Annotated in this window: 13 protein-coding genes and 1 pseudogene; 5 read left to right on the forward strand and 9 right to left on the reverse strand. The window is 51.3% G+C overall.

All coding sequences use genetic code 11. The annotated features are described in order from the left end of the window. Positions 1–13 precede the first annotated feature (13 nt). The gene (locus tag I6E38_RS06145) at positions 14–1,015 is read left to right on the forward strand and encodes an NAD-dependent epimerase/dehydratase family protein (protein WP_235393120.1); all 1,002 of its coding nucleotides are present in this window, start codon (positions 14–16) and stop codon (positions 1,013–1,015) included. 18 nt (positions 1,016–1,033) lie between these two features. Further along, positions 1,034–1,990: a phosphatase PAP2 family protein gene (locus tag I6E38_RS06150; protein WP_235393121.1), complete on the forward strand. Its 957-nt coding sequence runs from the start codon at positions 1,034–1,036 to the stop codon at positions 1,988–1,990. A gap of 92 nt (positions 1,991–2,082) precedes the next feature. On the opposite strand, the gene I6E38_RS06155 is transcribed toward I6E38_RS06150, so the two are convergent. Both I6E38_RS06155 and I6E38_RS06160 read right to left on the reverse strand, forming a co-directional pair. Further along, a complete protein-coding gene (locus I6E38_RS06155; RefSeq protein WP_235393122.1) occupies positions 2,083–3,495 on the reverse strand; it encodes a C1 family peptidase in 1,413 nt (470 codons plus the stop codon). A gap of 52 nt (positions 3,496–3,547) precedes the next feature. Further along, positions 3,548–3,781, reverse strand: coding sequence for a hypothetical protein (locus I6E38_RS06160; protein ID WP_235393123.1), 234 nt, complete (start codon positions 3,779–3,781; stop codon positions 3,548–3,550). Positions 3,782–3,877: 96 nt separating this feature from the next. Here I6E38_RS06160 and I6E38_RS06165 point away from each other — a divergent pair, with 96 nt between their 5' ends. Together I6E38_RS06165 and I6E38_RS06170 are read left to right on the forward strand one after the other, a co-directional pair. After that, positions 3,878–5,059, forward strand: a complete 1,182-nt coding sequence (locus tag I6E38_RS06165) for a phosphoribosylaminoimidazolecarboxamide formyltransferase (protein ID WP_235393124.1) — start codon at positions 3,878–3,880, stop codon at positions 5,057–5,059. A gap of 109 nt (positions 5,060–5,168) precedes the next feature. Next, positions 5,169–5,375, forward strand: a complete 207-nt coding sequence (locus I6E38_RS06170; protein ID WP_235393125.1) for a hypothetical protein — start codon at positions 5,169–5,171, stop codon at positions 5,373–5,375. Positions 5,376–5,551: 176 nt separating this feature from the next. Here the strand turns inward: I6E38_RS06170 and I6E38_RS06175 are convergent, their stop codons facing one another. The 7 genes from I6E38_RS06175 to I6E38_RS06205 are packed head-to-tail and all read right to left on the reverse strand — an operon-like array spanning position 5,552 to position 17,145. Continuing rightward, positions 5,552–7,060 carry a TlpA disulfide reductase family protein gene (locus I6E38_RS06175; protein WP_235393126.1) on the reverse strand — a complete coding sequence of 503 codons (1,509 nt, stop codon included), beginning with the start codon at positions 7,058–7,060 and terminating at the stop codon, positions 5,552–5,554. Positions 7,061–7,096: 36 nt separating this feature from the next. Next, entirely contained in the window at positions 7,097–8,197 is a 1,101-nt protein-coding gene (locus I6E38_RS06180; protein ID WP_235393127.1) for a TlpA disulfide reductase family protein, read from the reverse strand. Next, positions 8,197–9,924, reverse strand: a complete 1,728-nt coding sequence (locus I6E38_RS06185; RefSeq protein ID WP_235393128.1) for a PKD-like family lipoprotein — start codon at positions 9,922–9,924, stop codon at positions 8,197–8,199. The genes I6E38_RS06180 and I6E38_RS06185 overlap by 1 nt, the downstream gene beginning before the upstream one ends. Before the next feature lie 25 nt (positions 9,925–9,949). After that, positions 9,950–11,263, reverse strand: coding sequence for a hypothetical protein (locus tag I6E38_RS06190; protein WP_235393129.1), 1,314 nt, complete (start codon positions 11,261–11,263; stop codon positions 9,950–9,952). 2 nt (positions 11,264–11,265) lie between these two features. Then, the gene (locus I6E38_RS06195) at positions 11,266–12,711 is read right to left on the reverse strand and encodes a RagB/SusD family nutrient uptake outer membrane protein (protein WP_235393130.1); all 1,446 of its coding nucleotides are present in this window, start codon (positions 12,709–12,711) and stop codon (positions 11,266–11,268) included. A gap of 19 nt (positions 12,712–12,730) precedes the next feature. Further along, positions 12,731–16,123: a SusC/RagA family TonB-linked outer membrane protein gene (locus I6E38_RS06200; RefSeq protein ID WP_235393131.1), complete on the reverse strand. Its 3,393-nt coding sequence runs from the start codon at positions 16,121–16,123 to the stop codon at positions 12,731–12,733. A 41-nt stretch (positions 16,124–16,164) separates the two neighbouring features. Beyond that, the gene (locus tag I6E38_RS06205) at positions 16,165–17,145 is read right to left on the reverse strand and encodes a hypothetical protein (protein WP_235393132.1); all 981 of its coding nucleotides are present in this window, start codon (positions 17,143–17,145) and stop codon (positions 16,165–16,167) included. A gap of 236 nt (positions 17,146–17,381) precedes the next feature. Here I6E38_RS06205 and I6E38_RS06210 point away from each other — a divergent pair. After that, positions 17,382–19,514 (forward strand): annotated as a pseudogene (locus I6E38_RS06210) (zinc-dependent metalloprotease); the annotation flags it as partial. Positions 19,515–19,550: the final 36 nt, after the last annotated feature.

Here is a 19,550-nt window from a genome sequence, read left to right on the forward strand (position 1 = left end):
ATCAACATTCATAATGAATAACAATATTCTTATAACCGGTGCCAGCGGTTTCATTGGCAGTTTTATTGTAGAAGAAGCCCTGCGTCGTGGCATGCAGGTATGGGCGGCAGTGCGCAAGACCACATCGCGCCGATACCTCACCGACAGCCGTATTAACTTTATCGAGCTTGACTTTGCATCGAAAGATGCACTCAAGCAACAACTTGACGGCCACACGTTCGACTATATTGTGCATGCTGCCGGCGTGACCAAATGTATTGACAACGCCGACTTCCGACGCATGAACACCGACGGAACACGCAATCTGGTGGACGCTCTCATCGAGCTTCAGATGCCGCTCAAGCGTTTTGTATTTCTCAGTTCGCTCAGCGTGTATGGCGCCATACACGAGCGACAGCCCTATCAGGACATCACCGAGAACGATTGTCCGCGACCCAACACTGCCTACGGACGCAGCAAGCTTGAGGCCGAGCGCTATCTCGACTCTATAGGCAACGATTTCCCCTACATCATTCTGCGACCCACGGGCGTATACGGACCGCGCGAGAAAGACTACTTTCTCATGGCTGAGAGCGTGAAGCGACACATCGACTTCGGTGCCGGATTCCGCCGTCAGGACATCACGTTCGTGTATGTGCTTGATGTTGTGCAGGCAGTGTTCCTGGCTTTAGACCGTGGCATGAGCGGACGCAAATACTTCCTTACCGATGGCGAGGTGTACCAGTCGGCCGACTTCTCACGTCTGCTAAAGAAGGAAATGGGCGTGAAGTGGATGCTGCGCATCGTGGCTCCGATATGGGTGCTGCGTGCCGTGACCTACATAGGCGAGCGCATCAGCCACATCACTCACAAGCCGACGGCGCTCAACAACGACAAGTACAACATTCTGCGTCAGCGCAACTGGCGTTGCGACATCGAACCGACGATGGACGAACTGGGCTATCATCCGCACTACAAGCTGGCGGACGGCGTGCGTCTGGCGGTGGAATGGTATAAGCAGAACGGATGGCTGTAAAAACAAAACAATAACAAAATGAACTTCATAAAACAACTCTTCGCCATTGAGCAGAAGCCCAAACGCGGACTGCATGCTCTCGAATGGCTCGTACTGGGCTACACAGTGTTCACACTGCTGGTGGCTCTGTTTACATATACAAAACTGCAAAACCCCGACTCGATGATATGGGGACGTGTGCGCGTGGTGGCTATGACATTGGCTCTGTGGCTGGTGTACCGCATGATTCCATGCCGACTGACGCAACTGGCGCGTGTAGTGGCGCAGATGTCGCTGCTGGCATGGTGGTATCCCGACACCTACGAGTTGAACCGTATGTTCAACAATCTCGACCATGTATTCTGCAAATGGGAACAGTCGTTGTTCGGATGCCAGCCCTCGCTCTACTTCGCCGAGAAATTCTCGTGGCCCGTCATAAGCGAACTCATGAGCATGGGCTACGCCAGCTACTACCCGATGATAGCACTGGTAGTGCTGTTCTATTTCGCTCGTCGATACAACGAGTTCCAGCGTGCGGCTTTCGTAGTGATGGCGTCGTTCTTCATCTACTACATCATCTTCATATTCGTGCCCGTCGTCGGACCCACATTCTATTATAAAGCAGTGGGCGTAGACAACATCGCATCGGGCATATTCCCGCAGCTCGGCACCTACTTCAACACCCATCAGGAGTGTCTCGCCACTCCTGGCTACACCGACGGATTCTTCTACGGACTCGTGGAGAATGCCAAGGCGGCAGGCGAACGTCCCACAGCGGCATTCCCGTCGTCGCACGTTGGAATATCTACTGTTTGCATGCTGTTGGCGTGCCACACCCGTCAGCGCCGGCTGGTGTTCTGCCTGCTACCCTTCTACGTGCTGCTGTGCATGTCGACGGTGTACATCCAGGCACACTACGTAGTGGACGCACTGGCTGGCCTCATCACGGGTGCCCTGCTGTACGCAGGTCTGATGATGGCTACACGACGAATGTAAAATCCATACAAAATAATATATACCAAAAGAGGCTATGGCAGATGCGCCATAGCCTCTTTTGGTATATATTATTTTGTATTGAAATGCGTTGATTACATATCGTCGCTGAAGAGCGGATCCTCAGGTGTCACCATCAACGGCTTCTGCTCAAACTCCTTGAGCAATGTCTCCGGCACATACTTCTTGTCTACTACAAGACGGAACATGTACTCGTTAAACCAGCGGTTGGTCATGATGATGCAGCCCTGATGGCCGTTGGTTGCGCCCCAACTGTTCTCCACCTTCCACTTGATTGGATTGCCCTCGTTGTCGAGATCGACAGCTGTGAGAGTCATGGCGTGTGTCGAACCAGAATCGAATGTAGCGATACGGTCGGCCTTGTTCATCGGGAATGTGGTGGAGAAGAGCGATGCGTAGTCGTAGTTCTCAGTATCAGAGAATCCACGCTCACGGTCAAACTGCTTGCCTACGTCGTACGACGAATACATCTTCTTGCCGTCCTTGAGCGAAGCGATAGCCAGCTTTGCAATCTCATCCATAGGCAGGTTGAGGTACTTCCAGTTGGTACCGTCGTACACATGGCGGTCGTACTCTACCTCGTATGTCTTGTGGTAAGGACGACGCGGGTCGTTCATCACCATGATGAATGTACCCTTAATCGGGTTGCCCACTACCTCGTCGTAGAACGACTTAGGTGTGAAGCGGCGCGGCTCGCCTACGGCACGACCGTTCTTGTCGCGGAACTGGTATGTGAATTCCTTCACCGGCTCGCCATATGCCATAGAGAGCATACGATATATGGTAGAGAGCATCTCGGTCTTGCGGTCGGCAATGGCCTGTGGCTTCTTGCCGACAGCCACCATGCGATGCAGTTCAAGTCCATACTCGCGAAGCTTAGAAGAGAGCAGCGAACCCATCTTTGCTGTATTCTCAGCAGTGAATGTCTCGGGCTGAGCCGACATAGGAACGAGTCCGTACTTAGGAGCGAGGTCGGCTACACCACAGAATGTACCGCCATCGTTGAGCGGACTCTTGAAGAAGAACTGCATACGTGGGTCGTCGATAGGCTTCTTGGCGTTGTCGATAACACCCTGAAGCATAAGATTGGCCTTCTCGAGCTGGTCGTAGAAGAAGAGATAGTCGTGCGAGAAGTCTACACACAATGAATCTCCATGACGACGGGCGAAATCGGCACGCAGTACGTTGAAACTTGAGAACATCCAGCAGCGACCAGAACTCTTCTGGTTGTGTATCGACTGCTTGGGAGTCTCTACGCTGAAGTGCGAGTCGAATAGTCCCTTATTGGCGAAGTTCTTTGCCAAGTCGTCAATCTTGTTCGCAGCCAAAGCGTTGAATACGGCCTTGTTTACGGGCGCAGCTTCCTGAGCCTTCACAATTTTCTGCAAGGTCTGCGACGAGATGCCACCCTGCTTGTTCAGTGTCTGTGCGCCAGCCATCGGAGCGAGCGCGAGGCATAAGCCTAACAATACTGTTGATTTGTTCATAAATAAATATTTGAGGTAGTTTTTAGCATCTGATACTTATAAGATGTGCATCTTAATCTTCATAATTCTCCTGTCCATCAGTTTTGCCATGCAGGGCCTCCTTGAACGATTCCCAATCCTGAAACCCCACCAACAGCGATATACGGTCAAGAGTTTCGCGCGAAGGCTTCTCCTTACCGGTGATGTACAGACGCAACTTGTCGAGGGCGCGTACCTTCTGCGGAATGCGCTCCAACTCATGCTCGACGGTATCAAACAGTTTCTTCAGTGCGTAATTAATGCTCATAACATCCTAATATGTAATATTTTGACGCAAATGTACTGCTTTTTAGTGGAAAAATCGTAATTTTGCAGACATATTTTTCATTCTTATATTCACTGTATGAAAGAATTAGCACTCAAGTACGGATGCAATCCGAACCAGAAGCCTTCGCGCATATACATGGAAGAAGGCGAACTCCCTATCGAAGTACTCAACGGCCGTCCCGGCTACATCAATTTCCTCGATGCTCTCAACTCATGGCAGCTCGTCAAGGAATTGAAGGCTGCAACAGGTCTCGCAGCAGCAGCATCGTTCAAGCACGTATCGCCCGCAGGTGCAGCAGTTGGTCTGCCTCTGAGCGACACATTGAAGAAGATATACTTCGTCGACGACGTTAAGGTTGAACTCTCGCCCATCGCTTGTGCCTATGCACGTGCACGTGGTGCCGACCGCATGAGTTCGTATGGCGACTTCGTAGCGCTTAGCGACACTTGCGACGCTGCTACAGCTACTCTCATCAAGCGTGAGGTGAGCGACGGCGTTATTGCTCCCGACTTCACTCCCGAGGCTCTCGAGATTCTGAAGGCAAAGCGCAAGGGTACATACAACGTGATTAAGATTGACCACAACTACACTCCGGCCCCCATCGAGCACAAGCAGGTATTCGGCGTGACTTTCGAGCAGGGACGCAACGAGGTGAAGCTCGACGACCCAGCTCTCTTCGAGAACATCCCCACAAAGGCAAAGAACTTCACACCCGAGGCTATCCGCGACCTCATCATCTCGCTCATCACTCTGAAGTACACACAGTCGAACTCTGTATGCTACGTCAAGGACGGTCAGGCCATCGGTATCGGCGCCGGACAGCAGAGCCGTATCCACTGTACACGTCTGGCTGGCAACAAGGCCGACATCTGGTGGTTGCGTCAGCACCCGAAGGTGATGAACCTCCCGTTCGTTGACGGCATCCGTCGCGCCGACCGCGACAACACCATCGACGTATACATCTCTGAAGACCATGACGACGTTCTGCGCGACGGTACATGGCAGATGTTCTTCAAGGAGAAGCCTGAGGTATTGACCATGGAGGAGAAGAAGGCATGGATTGCCCAGAACCGTGGCGTAGCTCTCGGCTCAGACGCTTTCTTCCCGTTCGGCGACAACATCGAGCGCGCTCACAAGAGCGGCGTAGAGTACATCGCTCAGGCTGGTGGTTCAGTACGCGACGACAATGTTATCGATACTTGCGACAAGTACGGCATCACAATGGCATTCACAGGCGTTCGTCTGTTCCATCATTGATACTACGAGTTGACAAGATACAAGTTGACGAGTTGACAAGCTGATTAGCCAACTTGGATATTGTCTCTTGTCAACCCTTTAATCTTTTAAAACAATAAACAAAACGATTATGAGCAAAGGCGACGATATAGACGCAATCATTGCCGGGGGCGGAATCTCCTGGGGTCGTGGCGGCGCATCCAACCGCAACGATGACGACGGCAAGGTGAAGACCAAGGCTAAGAAGAAGAAATACATCACCGGAGCCCATGGTAGCGGGTCGGCACGTCAGAAAGCAAAATACCGCGAACAACGTGCCAACCGACACAAGAAATAATTTTACTTAGTTGAGAGTTGAAAGTTGAGAGTTTAGAGTTATGATATGCTTTGTAGCATTAGACGATAATCAAATGATTATAACATGTAATCATAACTCTAAACTCTCAATTTTCAACTCTCAACTTTTTATTGAATTAGAACAACTCCTAATTCCTAATTCGTAATTCCTACTTCTTACTCTTCTTCCTCACCCAGCAACTCAGCAACCTTGTCACAGTATGACTTGGCATAAGCATTGTTCTTCAATACGGGCGACAAAGCGTTAGAGAAGCTCTGATTGTACGACTTGTCGAGAATGTTGAGGAAGTCGCGTTCCATAATATACGGAGCCACGGGCGAAGTGTTGTGGTCGAGAACGAAGCGCACCTGAGCCTCAAGCTTGGCTATCTTCGACATATCCTTACGCTTGCAGAGGGCCTCATACTCGTCGTATAGCTTCTGGTCGGCAGCCGACGAAGCCTTGAAAGGAGCCATCTTTACAGCCGAAGCAGCCGTTGCAGTCTTAGCATTTGACTTTGCTGGCTTGAAAGGCTTGCTCAGAATGTCCTTCACAGTATTAACAAGTTCCTCGCCACGAAGGTTGAACTTCACTACATTTCCAGCCGGATCGATGAGAACTGTATGAGGAACGCCACGCACATTGTACAGACGTATGATGTCAGACGACCATGCCTTCAGCGTAGACACGTGTATCCAGTTCTTGTCAGACATCTGATTCTTGGCAATACAGTTGGTCCAATCGCTGCGTTTGCTGTCGATTGAGTAGCTCAACACTTTGAAGTTGTCCTTGTTTTTAGCCTCAGCCAGTGCCTTCTTGATGAATGGTATCTCACGACGACAAGGCGCACACCACGATGCCCAGACGTCTAAGAAGACGTACTTTCCCTTCAGTTGCGACAACGACAGCGACTTTCCGTTGACTGTAAGAGCAGTGAAGTCGGGTGCCGGACTGCCTTCCACCATGTCGCTTGAGAGCAACTGGTTCTTCAGTTCCTTATAGATGGGATGGCTGTGCAGGCGCTCGGGCAGTGCAGCCATAAACACATCGTGCAGATACTTCGGCTTGAACATATAGTAGAGGTCGTACTTCAGGATGAAGAGACTTGCCTCGCTGTCGATGTGCTTGAGGTAATAATCCATCACATCAGCCTTGTAATACACGCCGTTGGCATTGAATATGGCTCCGTGATAAGGCATATACTTGCGGTCGTCATTGGTGATGCTGTCAGGCAAAGAGGCGCGAAGCTTCTCGATATTCACCTTAGCATCGTCGGCATTCTTGCTGTGCAGCATGGCATAACCTACAAAGATGTCGTTGTTCTTGGTTCCGTAAGCCTTGGCACCAACGGGGAAATTGCCGTCGAAAGGCTTGAACTTGATGTTGCCGGGTTCAAGAAGCAGCTGTGCCGAACCATTGTCGAAGCCTGTGATAATTGCAGCCTCAACGTCCTTAGGAGCCGTTCCTTCGAAGTGGAAGCAGCGGTTCTTCACCACAGCCGAGTCCATCATAACTTCCTGACCGTTAACGATATGCTTCAAATACACTTTCTTTATCGCCTGCGGAGTATAACGCAGCGAGTCGCGTGTCAGCTCACCGTCGATGGTGAAGCGGCGTGCTGTCTGTGCCATACTTGGCATAATACCCATGCAAGCCAATGCAAATAAAAAGATTCTGGTTTTCATTTTATGTTTTAAATTTGGTTTTTAGAATATACATCATTACTTGAGTCGTTCCTGAAGGAAGTTCGCGAGCGACTCACCACGGATGTTTGTAGTGATGATATGGTTTTCTTCGTCGAGGATATATATGGCTGGCACCGCCTTGACATCGTAAGTACGAGCCACCTCACACTGCCATCCCTTGAGCGAACTGACGTTGATCCAGGGCAGACCATCCTGCTTGACAGCCTTCAGCCAACGCTCCTTGACATTGTCGAGCGACACGCTTACAATCTCCAATCCTTTGTCGTGATACTGCTCATACATACGCTTCAGCGACGGATTGTTCAATCGGCAGGGTCCACACCACGAAGCCCAGAAGTCGACAATCTTCACCTTGGCGTTCACTTTGCTTAGAGTCACCAAGTTGCCATTGAGGTCTGGCAGAGTAAAGTCGGGTGCTTTGCGTCCCTGAGTCACCTTCTCCATACGCTGAATGCGTTCGAGCATGATGCGGCCGCTGGGCGAATTCTTTGCACCTTCGCCCATAGAGTCGTACAATCTACGCGTGTCGGCGAGGTTGAGTTCAGCCATCAGCGCGTTGGCGTTGTAGGTATAGGCAGCTATAACGTCGTCGTGCTGCTTCAGGAAAGCCTGAGTTTCGGCGTTGATGTTGTCGTTTAGCGTGCGCAAGGAGTCGTTTGTGGCGCTGGCGCTGCGGAATTTGTTGGCAGCACGCAATGCGTCGTAACGCGCCTGCATAGCTTTCGACTCGGCATGAAGTTCGGCCGAGCGCTTAGAGAAAGCCATCCACTCGTCCTGAAGTTTTCCACCTTTAATATAAGCGGCATCTCCGTCGCACAGAAAAGCGTCGTACTTGGCGTTGGGTTCGGCAATGAAGTTGAATCCGCCACTATAGCCTCGCACTACAATCTGTGCCATAACAGGCTCCTTTACTTTCGCCTTAAGCTGGAACTTAGGCGCTTTGAAATCGGCTACACCGAGTGTATCCATACGGTTTTCGCCTACTTGTGCCACAAGCAGGAGCTGTCCCTGCTTGACACCCTCAATCTTTCCGCTCACCACAACGTCGCTTTGAGCCTGTGCGGTGAAGGCACTGCCCGCCCAAGCGAGCAGTGCCAATGAAATATTACGTAACATTAATTGCTATCTTTACTATATGTATAAACGTGTGCAAACTGCAAATCAAGGATACGACCGAAAGCATTGCCCTCTGAATCCTTATCACAGAAAAGGCTGAACGATTCGTCGACATCAGCCGCCGGAGTAAGTTTGATTTCAGCAACGGCTCCGTTGGATTCCTTGTTCATACCGATGCTGAGATACAAACCAAGGTCGCCGAGGTTTGAACCCATCGTACTGTTACTCTCAGCATCCTCCGTGCGGAACTTGATTACGCTAACGGTATAGCCCGCAGGAGCTGTATATACCACCTGCTCATCGCCGTTAGAGAGGTTGTGACGTATCACATTGTCGTCCTTGGCGTAGAAGATATAGTTGGTAGAGAACCACGGATTGTACGTGATGCTTGCCAGATTAGAGCCCGGATGGAAATCGGGGAGCTTCTTGCCAGTGATGGTGAATGCGCTCTCCGATGCTCCTGCATCACCGCCACGGCTCTTGCCTCCAGCGTCAACGGGGGTAAGTTCGTAGAGATAGAAGTTGTTGTCGGCATCCTTGAAGATGAACTGCGGCTTGGCATCGGGGAAGAACTCGTTGTGCGAAGCTATAAAACCATACACAGCAGTCTTGCCAACCGGTGATAAAGTTCCTAACGAACTGAAGTCAACCTTGGCGTCCATCACAGGATATACGCTATGCGGCGGATTCTGTGCATATTCATTCAGCTGAAACGGGAACCAATCGCTGTTAGACTGATAGATAAAGCGATTGTTCTTGGCATCCCACAATACGTAATAACTTTCAGTTACTGTAGCGGCAGTAACGCGATAGTCGCCAGACTGCAACGATTCTTCAGCATCCTCACCAGGCACTGTATAGTACGGAGCCCACTTGCCCATGTAGAACTGTCCATCACGTGAGAGCAGACATTTGAAAATATTGCCGGTAGCTATATTGCCCACGGTAATCACACGGCTTGCCACAAACGATGATGAAACCGCAGGTACAAGGGGTACGTCGTAAGTATCCAAAGCCTTGAACACATTGTAGGTGTTGCCACGTCCGTTAGAACGGAACACCATAAGACCATTCACCTCAGGATAAGGACATGACGTATAGCCCAACTTAACGGCATCGGCAAACGGGTTGTCGGTGATGGTTGGCTTGGCAGTCTTGTAAGCATTGCTACGGCTTTCGAACATTGTACCAATCTTCTCTACGTTGCCGAGGAAAGTCTCGCCGCCCTGCTGATGCAGGAAGAAGAGACTGTTCTTGAAGAGCAGACGGGTCTTTACGTTCAGCTTGGCATAATAGTCGAGGTCGGTGGTGCGGTCCTTCACCTCCATTATCACCGAGTAGTTGCGGTCGGTGTTGGCAGGGAAGTTGAGGTCGACATAGCCGTTGGTGCGCAGCGTGTCGCGCACGGTCTCCGTCACCTCACGTCCGGTCATAGGGTCGCGCTTGGTGGCGGTGTAGGCAGTATACCATGTGAAGTCGAGATTGTCGTAGTTGTCGGACAAAGTCTGCGAGAGCTTTGCCTCCACACGCTGCACTTTGTCTTCGGTAAGGGGCAATTGCACCTCAATAACCTTTCCCGACACGCCTTCGTAAGCCTCAGGCTGATAGCTGACATTGCTTATGTCGACCTGATTCATGCTGTCGAAGCGGTAGTCGTAGTTGCCTTTGTCCTCATAGCACGATGTGAGGAGCAGGGCACTCATGGCTACATATATTATATTTTTCATAATCCTTCTGTTTTGTTTTTTGAAGTTATTGCTTTTCTTGGGGTTCATCCGCAGGAGCAGTAACGCCGTCGGGGAAAAGACTCGGGGCTTTCTGCTTGAATATCTTGTAGAATTCGTATATCACCTGCTCACCCATGTACGTCCAGTTGAGGTTAGCATCAGTGTCCCACATCGGCGTATTTGTCATACTGGCATCGTCCCATATCAGCTTGACGGGGAACAACTGGAAGGGTTTGAAGCCATCGACACTGCTGCTGGCAATCTGAAGCATCTTCTTATACTTAGCCTCCGAGTATTCGCCGTAGTACTTCTTAATCATAGGACCGGTCAGACTGTTGGTCCAGAATGCAGGAGCCACAACATCATAGTCCACTCCTTCAACCATCGGAACGCTGAATGCAGAGTTCAATCCCCAATAGCTATAGCCTTGTTCAAACTGATTATTGTAATTCTGAAGCATCAACAGCACAGCGTGCTTGTTGGATTTCTGCAACTCAGCTTCATCAGTCGAGCCGAGCACTTCATACTCGTTCTGAGTGGTTAAGCCCAACTTCAATGCAAATTTACCGAATCTCCAACCGTCATAATTGCCGAAATACTTGTCCTGAAGGTCGCCCCAATAATCGGGTTTGTCGTATTCGCGCCATAACTCAGTGTCGTCGAGGAACGGAATATCATAAGGAATCGCCTCTGTAGGATGAGCATTGTGCCAATCGCGCACAGCGTAAATCAGACGCGGATTGTACTGATTGCTCTGCTTATAGCTGTCGTCGCTATAGAAAGCAGCATTCTTCAGAGTCTTGGCAATGAACTTATACTTCTCGGCAGTCCACTCGCCGTAGTATCTGTCAGTCCAATTGTCGGGACGCTCATATACCTCCTTGGTGTAGATTACGAAGCTGTTGAAGTCCTTCATGCTCTTGTCAGCCTGCTCGAAGGTTATCTTCACGGCATAGGTAGTATTCTCCTGAGTGGGACGAGCCACTTTCACCTCAACCGTCTTGTCGTACTCGCCAGCCTTGACTTCGATTGTAGGCAGAGTCACCTGCGGCATTTCATAGCCCTCAACCGGCTCAGCCTTGAGCTTGATAGAAGTAGTCTGCTCGGGCAGATGGCCCAGCAATCGGATCTTAAGGGGCACATATCCCACCTCCGGATCGGTCACGATAGAGTCGGCAAAGTTGATGGTAGCAGTCATGTCGTCAGCCGAATTGTAGTTGAAGTAGTATCCGTCCGACTCACCACCAAACAATGTAGGGTCTTCCTGACTGCAAGAAGCCATGAGCGCACCTACTGCCATCAGTCCCAATATGTATGTTTTATTGATACGTAATTTCATAATTAATCATTTGAAGTGTTGTTTGATTCTTCATCAGTCCAGCCATATTCCTTCTCACGGTCGGGCAATGGGAACACATAACGCTGCTCGTTCATGGTGACTATAGCGTCGGTATTAGCCTCGTGTGAGTAGTCGAGAGTCCTGATGCCATGATGCTTGAGGAAGTAGAAGTACTGGCCCTCGGCATAGAACTCCTTGCGATACTCCTTGCTCAGAGCCTCGGTGCGAGCCGCATCGTTAGCGAAACTGCTGTAGGCGTTGGAGCGTGAGATGCCGCGATGGCTTCTTACATTATTAATATATTGCGGAGCATCGCTCAGAGGCGACATTTCGCATAGGATGTAATACATCTCCGGCAGACGTACGAGAGGAATGATGCTCTGGTCGTTCTTGAGATACTTGCGTGTGATAACGCGGCTTACGCCGTCGTAAACATACACACCTGCACCACGACGGGCACGGAAGTCGGCGTCGCGCTCGTTGCCTTCAGCCTCAAAAATGCGCTTGTAGTTCTGCAGACTGATCCAATACTGAGTGGTAAAGTCGGGACCTTCGGCGAAGTAAGAAGAGAAACGGTCGCTCATCTTATACTTGTAGATGGCAAAGAGGGCCTCGTCGAACTGTGCAGGGTCGTTGGAATTTGACGTCTGGAGCGTAAGTCCGCAATGGTTTATCACCTCATTGGCGCAGCTTATTGCATTCTCGGCATCGCCGGCATAGCAATATACACGTGCCTGAAGGGCCTTCACGGCGTAATAGTTCAATCTGTAGCGGCGCTCGTTGCCCGAAAGGCTGGTGTTCTTCTCAAAAGCGAGATACTGCTCAGCCTGCTTCAGGTCGTCGATAATCTTGCCCACAATGGTCTCAGCCGCAAGTCGTGGCTGCTTGGTGTTGTCGGCCACCACACGATAAGGTATGCTCAGATTCTGCTTACCAGCCTGATAATCCATCGGACCCCATGCACGCAGCAGGTCGAAGTGGAGGAATGCACGCATGGCATAAGCCTCGCCATAATACATGTTGCGTGTCTGCTCGTTTCTGAGCACGCGCTGTCCGTTCTTGTTGAGCCACTTCATGAAGTTGTTGGTATTGGCTATCACGTTGTACGACTTTTCCCAAATGGCAGCCATGCGCGCCTTGGTGCCGTAGCCTTGCGACTCCTGCGTATACTGATAGATAGCTTCGCGGTCGGTGGTTCCGTCGGGAATGCGGTCGTAAAGTTGTGCCAGCTGGTCGATAAGTCCAAACGACATGTCGTGACCGTAGCAGTCGTCATCGGTCAGGAGTATGTAGATACCGGCAAGAGCACTCTCAAAACCTTCGGGAGTTTCGTAAAGCTGTTCCGCCTTGATATTGGTCTTAGGGCTCACGTCAAACCAGTCTGAGCACGAAGTCAGACACAGTACTGCCAATGCAAGAGCACCCGTATATAATGATTTCAGTTTCATAGTGTACACCTTATATATATTATTTGAAAATGAGTGACAACGACAGAGTGTACGAACGTGCGAACGGATAGTCGAGTCCACGCTCCATCTTGACACGCGAGATACGGAACAGGTCGTTGGTAGTGAAGTTCAGAGCCAGCACGTCGATGTTCAGCTTGCGCAGGAAGTTGAACTTCTCGTAGCGCATACGATAGCCGATGCTCATGGTAGACATCTTCAGTTCGTCGTCGTCCATGATGAATCGTGTGCTCTGTTCGGTCTGGCTTGCTGTGGCATCGAGCGAGAACTTCTTGAAGTAAGTCACGTCGCCCGGCTTCTGCCAGCGGCTCGACATGGCACGGCGGTCGAGGTTGTAGGCTATGTTGCGGTTTTCGATCTTGTCGACGAGTGTAGAGTTGTACACGATGCCGCCGAACTTATAGGTGAAACCTACGTTGAAGCTGAGGTCCTTGTAGTTGAGCGAGCTGCTGATAGTGCCGCTGAGCTTCGGGTTGGTGTCGCCGACGGGCACCTTGTCGTTGCTGTTCCACTCGAATGTCTTCTGTCCGTCGCGTGTGAGGAACACCTCCTTGCCCGTGATGGGGTCGATGCCCAACGAGCGTACGGTAAACAGAGTGGTGGTAGAATATCCCTCCTGCAGCACTGGGAGCGGAGCACCCTTCGAAGCGAGCTGGCGCTCGTTGATCTTCTGCAGATAAGCCGATATCTTGCGTATCTTGTTCTTGTTGTGGTTGGCATTGGCGTTGATGGTCCAGTAGAGCTGCTTGCGTATGTTCTGGTAGGCAATCACGTTCAATGTCACGTCAAATCCCTGGTTCTGCAACTCGCCGGCGTTGATGTTCTGCGAACTGAATCCTGTAGACGGAGCCAGGTCGTACTGTGTCATCATCTGACGTGTGATGTTGTTGTAATAGTTGAATGTGGCGTTGATGCGGTTCTTCCAGAAGCCTATGTCTACGCCCAGACTGAACTGGTCGGTCTTAGCCCATTTGAGGTCGGGATTGTTGAGTCCCTGCAGCACGGCACCCAGTGAAGCGAACGAGTTGTAAGGCTTCATGGTGTTGGTGAAGGTATAGAACTCAAGTGTCTCGTACGGGTTGGAGCTTTGTTCGCCCGTAATACCGTATGTGGCGCGGAACACGAGGTTGGAGATACGGCCCTCGAGCCACTTCTCGCGATAGGCATTCCAGCGTACACCGGTCGACCAGAACGGAGTGAAACTGTTGTTGGCGTAGCGCGACGAGTTCTCCTCGCTCAGGTTGAAGTCGAACGAATAGCGGTTGTCATAGCTGTACGACACCTGTCCGATGAAGCTCATTGAGCGCGAGAGCGACTCCGATCCGCTCGGATTGGTCGACATCTTGTTGCCGAAGATGAAGTCGTCCATGTGGCGGTCGGGATAGCCTGTGGCTGAGAGGTTGACGTAGTTGTTGCGGTCTTCGCTAACGGTCCAGTTGGCAAGCATACTGATGAGGTGCTTGTTGATTGGGAGGTTGTAGTTCAGTCCCAAGTTGCTCGACCACGAGGTAGACTCACCCGTGTTCTTGCTGTAGCTACCCTTCAGCGTCTTGTCTGTCTCGTTGGCAAAGCTGGTGTGGTTGGCAGGCAGGAACTTCTCAGTACGTGCGGTGCCGCGTGTGTACTGCAACGACTCGGTGAGGCGCAGGTTGTCGAGAATCATATACTCGAAGTTAAGGCTGCTGGCAATGCTCAGGCTGCGCTGCAGGTCCTTGATGCCGATGTTTGAGTTGTACAGCGGGTTGGTCACGGTAGTACTGCCGGCTGCCGTGAAGTTGTCGAGTATCTGGTCGTAAGTGCCGTCGTCGTTGGTCATACGATAGTAGGGGTTGGCCTGGCTGAATGCCGAGAAGTCGCCATAGGGCGAGTTGTTGCCCGATGTCTCGGTCAGGTTGATGTTGGCACCCACCGTCACGCGCTCCTTGCGATAGCTCATGGTGAAGTCTACGCCCTTTGTATTGTTCGACGAGCCCTTCATTACACCGGGCTGGAAGCCTGCGTTGACGCCCAGGCTGTAGCGGAATATATCGGTACCGCCGGCTGCTGTGAGCGAGTGGCGCGACTGAACTGCTGTGCGCAAGGGCTGCGAGAGCCAGTAGGAATCGACACCTGCCAGCACGTTGCGGCGCAATGAGTTGTAGCGGTTCATGCTTGGCACGCTGTTCTTGTCGTATACGCCTGCCATCCATTCTGCCTGCAATTTCTCGGCAGCGTTCATCATATTGTAGTCGGTAAGGTCGGGCGACTGAAGAGTCATCGTACCGTTGTAGTTGACCGAGAGCGCTCCGTCGGGAGCCACCTTGGTAGAGATTACGACGACGCCGTTGCTCGCCTTAGAGCCGTAGATGGCTGTAGCGGCGGCATCCTTGAGGATTGTCACCTCGTCGATGCGCTCCGGATCGAGCGAGAGGATGCGCGTCATAGGCACGATGAAGCCGTCGAGCACGAAGAGCGGAGTGTTGGGTCGGCTCGACACGTTGTCGAGGAGCAGGTCCATAGAGTTCATGCTCGATGTAGAACCCAGCGACTGGTCGCCGCGCATCTGGAATTCGGGCTGCGCGTTAGGGTCGGAACCGTTTGAATTGTTTTCTCTCACCTTGAAGCTGGGGTCGTAGAACTGGAGGCTCTGCAAGATGTTGTTAGGGTTGATTTTGCGCAACTCGTCGCCCTTTACCGATACATAATTACCTGTAAAGCTCTTCTTGTTGCGGCGACTGATACCCGTAACCACCACCTCATCCATATTGGTTGCGTTGGGTGCGAGGCTTATGTTCATGTTACGGTTGGGTCGAAGTATCTGGATAGATTTGGTTTCGTAGCCGAGGTATGAAATGCTGATTGACGACTTGCGGTTGACGCGCAAGCTGAACTTACCGTTCTCGTCGGTGATACATCCCGTGCGTCCCTTCTCTTTGGTGCCGTTGGTCACCGATACGGTGGCTCCGATGAGGGGCTGCTGGTTGTCGCCGCCCACTACAACGCCGCCTATTACGAACGACTGGGCGTTGTCTTCCTGCTTCTCGTAGGGCGAGATGATGATGGCGCGATGGCCGCCTTGATATAGGATGCGTACGTTCTGGTCGCCTATAAGCTCGCCAATCACCTTGTCGAGCGGCTTGTCCTTAACGTTGAGTGTTGTCAACTCGTTGATGCCTACAAGCGTGACACCCTGGAAAACCAGGTCGGCTCCCACCGATTTTGCCACCTTGCTGAGCACATTTCCCAACGTCTCATTACTGATGCGCAATGTCACTGGGTCGTTTTTCCATCCGTCTTCCGTCGGGCGCACATTCTGCGCCGTGGCGGTAGAGGTCGGAAGAATCTGCATGGGTAGTCCCCCGCTTAAAAGCATGGCGCACAGTCCACACTTCAATAAAGACTCTCTCTTGTTCATGGATACTTTTTATATAATCTATTAAATTATTCTTTGAGGCATTACTGCATTATAGCATCTATGATTTCAGCATGGCGCTTGTCTACGCAATACTTCTCCTTAAACTGCTTGATGAGGGGTTCTATACGTTCTATGTCCTTGCCTCCCTGTATGTAATTGGTGATAATGGAATACAAAACTGCGTCGCGGCACGCTCCGTCGTAGAACGCTGCCAGCTGCTCGAACATGTCCTCAATCTTGTCGGGACGCTGATAGGTCTCGCCCTTTTCGTGTGCCTGCTTGCTCTTGGTGTAAGCCATGTTGAGCAGAAGGAACGAGCAGTAGTCGGGACAGCTCAACGATGCCATGTCGCCGCGAAGCTTGGTGCCGTCCATAAGCTTCCAGTAGTCGCCTACACCCTGCTGGGCGATGGGCAGCTTGCGGGTTTCTTCGTACATCAGGGGATATTCTACGAACGATATGTAAGCCAGTCCTTCGCTCTCGGCTGATACGTAATTCACCACGTCGGCTGCCACCTTGCCCTTCGACTGGGCTACGAGCTGGCGTGTCTGGTCAAGGAGTTTCTTCGAATCATTGATACGGTCGGCAGGCTTGACGTCTACTACGGCGCACGCCAGAAGCTGCAACTTGTAGCGTATAGAGCGTCTGTAGGCGGCAACAGCAGCGTAAAGCTCGTTGTCGGCAACTGCCTGCTTAGAGCCGCTGAACTTCAGTTCATTCACCTGCTTGCCCTGATACTGTATGTCGACATGCAGACTGTCGCCCGGCATGAGCAGCACGGTAGTGCGTCCGTTGACAATCATCGCTACAAGGCGGTCGGTGTCAAACGCATAGACATGCTCCTCGCCTGGGTTGGCGTGAAACTCCTGACGGATGAACGGACTCTGTACACAGTCGAAATAAACCATGTCACGCTTGTAGCCATCAATAGTGGCACTCAATACGGTGCGCTTGTTCTGCGCAAAGGATACAACGCTGGACAAACATAGAAGTCCCAACGCCATGATAATTTTTTTTGTCATTATGAAATATTGATTATTAGTTATTGCTTTAGTAATAAAACCTTTATCGGAAAAATACACCAATTAAACTCTGCAAATGTACACTTTTTTGGTTGTTTACACAAGAAATATGTATTTTTATTTAATTTTGGTTCAATATTTATATAAATAGGTGGGAAGAAGGTGACTTAATACAGATTTACTTTACACGGTTTTAACAATTCAAAAACAGTGTAAAGTAAATCTGTATTAAGTCACCGCGCCTCAAAGGATTTAAGATTATGGCGCGCAACGGTGGCAACGTTGTAATCGACGTTACTGCATTCTTCGGCACCAACGAGTCGTCTATATCACCGCTTAAGGAAGTGTCGCCAGCCTCACGTCTGCTCGGCAACACATCAATGCCGCTGAAGGGCGCCTTCGCCGCCGACGCTTCGAGCATCGACGAGGTGAAGGCTTTCCCCAAGAACATCGAGATTGAGAGCACTCTGTCGTTCAATACGCAGGGTCTCGTTAAGAAACCGTACTCTGTAAAGGTTCACCGCTCGCTGTTCGTGTTGCCCGACGACCCGATGCCTATGCGCTATCAGGACAACCGTGTGGGTTTCTTCAACCGCGACAAGAAGATTTTCAGCTCCAACGCCGACCGTATCAACAAGAAGACATACATATGCCGCTGGCGCCTGATGCCTAAAGCTGAGGATATGGAGAAGTATTTTGCCGGACAGCTCGTTGAGCCGGAGAAGCCAATCGTGTTCTACGTAGACTCGGCTTTCCCCGAAAAGTGGCGCCAGACCATCAAGACAGGTATCGAAGACTGGAACAAGGCATTTGAAGGTGCAGGCTTCAAGAACGCCATTATCGCAAAGGACTATCCCAAGAACGACCCTTCGTTCAATCCCGACGACATGCGCTACAACTGCTTCAAGTATGCAGCTACCGCCACAGCCAACGCTATGGGACCGAGCCATAAGGACCCTCGCACCGGCGAGATACTCACAGCCGACGTCATCTGGTATCACAACATCGTGTCGCTGCTGCACAACTGGCGATTCGTTCAGACTGCCGCTGTCGACAAGCGTGTACGCAAGACCACATTCGACGACGACGTTATGTGCGAGGCTATACGCTACGCTGCCGCCCACGAGATAGGTCACACACTCGGATTGATGCACAACATGGGCGCAAGCTATGCCTTCGACGTTGAGCAGCTGCGCAATCCGGAGTTCACACAGAAGTATGGCACCACTCCTTCTATCATGGACTATGCACGCAACAACTACGTGGCTCAGCCCGGCGACTTCGAGAAGGGCGTGCGCCTCACACCTCCTATCATCGGCGTTTACGACATGTATGCCATCAACTGGGGCTACCGCCTCATCAAGGATGCCAACACTCCCGATGCCGAACTGCCTACTCTGAACAAGTGGATAGCCGAAAAGGCTGGCGACAAGATGTACCAATTCGGCGCACAGCAGGTGATGGGCACTGTCGATCCGACCGACCTGACCGAGGATCTCGGCAACGACCACATCAAAGCCAGCACCTATGGCATCAGCAACATGAAGATTCTCATGGCCAATCTTGAGGACTGGGCAAAGGAGAATGGTGAGCGTTACGACAACATGGCTGACGTCTATAGCGAGATAACAAAGCAGTACGCCCGCTACATCGGACACGTGCTGACATACATAGGTGGCAAGGAATTCACCGAAATACGCCAGGGCGACGGCCAGAAAGCAAGCATGACATACGTGGACAAGGCTCGCCAGAAGCAGACTCTCGAATGGTTGCTCAACGAAATGCGCACCTACGACAGCTGGCTCACACCGCATGCCCTACTCAACAAGATGGAGGTGAACCTCGACGTGAACGAGAAGATACGCAAGAAAATAGTCGCTTCGCTGTTCAGTCCTACTGCTCTGTATCGCATCAAGGAGGGTGGCATCGTCAATTCTACAGCCAACTACACCATCGACGGCTACATGAACGACCTCGTCAACATGCTCTTCAAGGCTCCTACAGCTGGCAAACTGAGCGCTGCCGAAATGGATATGCAGTCGGCAGCAATCAGCACTATGATGACCAACAGTGGTCTTAAGCCTGAAACTGGTAAGTCTTCTAAGGGTCTTGCCGACTACGATGAGTGGCTCAACGAACTGCAGCAGGAGCAGATGATTTGCAATGACAACTGCATGCACGACAGCTTTGTACGCATCAACTATGGCGCAAGCCGTCTCAGCGACGTCGAAATGGGTGCCATGATGCTTGGTCAGATGCACCGCGTACTTACCAAGTATCGTGCCTACCGTGCCAGCGCTACTGGCAGCACACGCGACTTCTACACCTATCAGATACTGAAGATAGAGAAGTTGCTGGCTAATAAGTAAAGGAAAACAACAAACACAAAGCCCCACCCCCAGCCC

This window comes from Leyella stercorea (assembly GCF_021531355.1).
Classification (GTDB): domain Bacteria; phylum Bacteroidota; class Bacteroidia; order Bacteroidales; family Bacteroidaceae; genus Prevotella.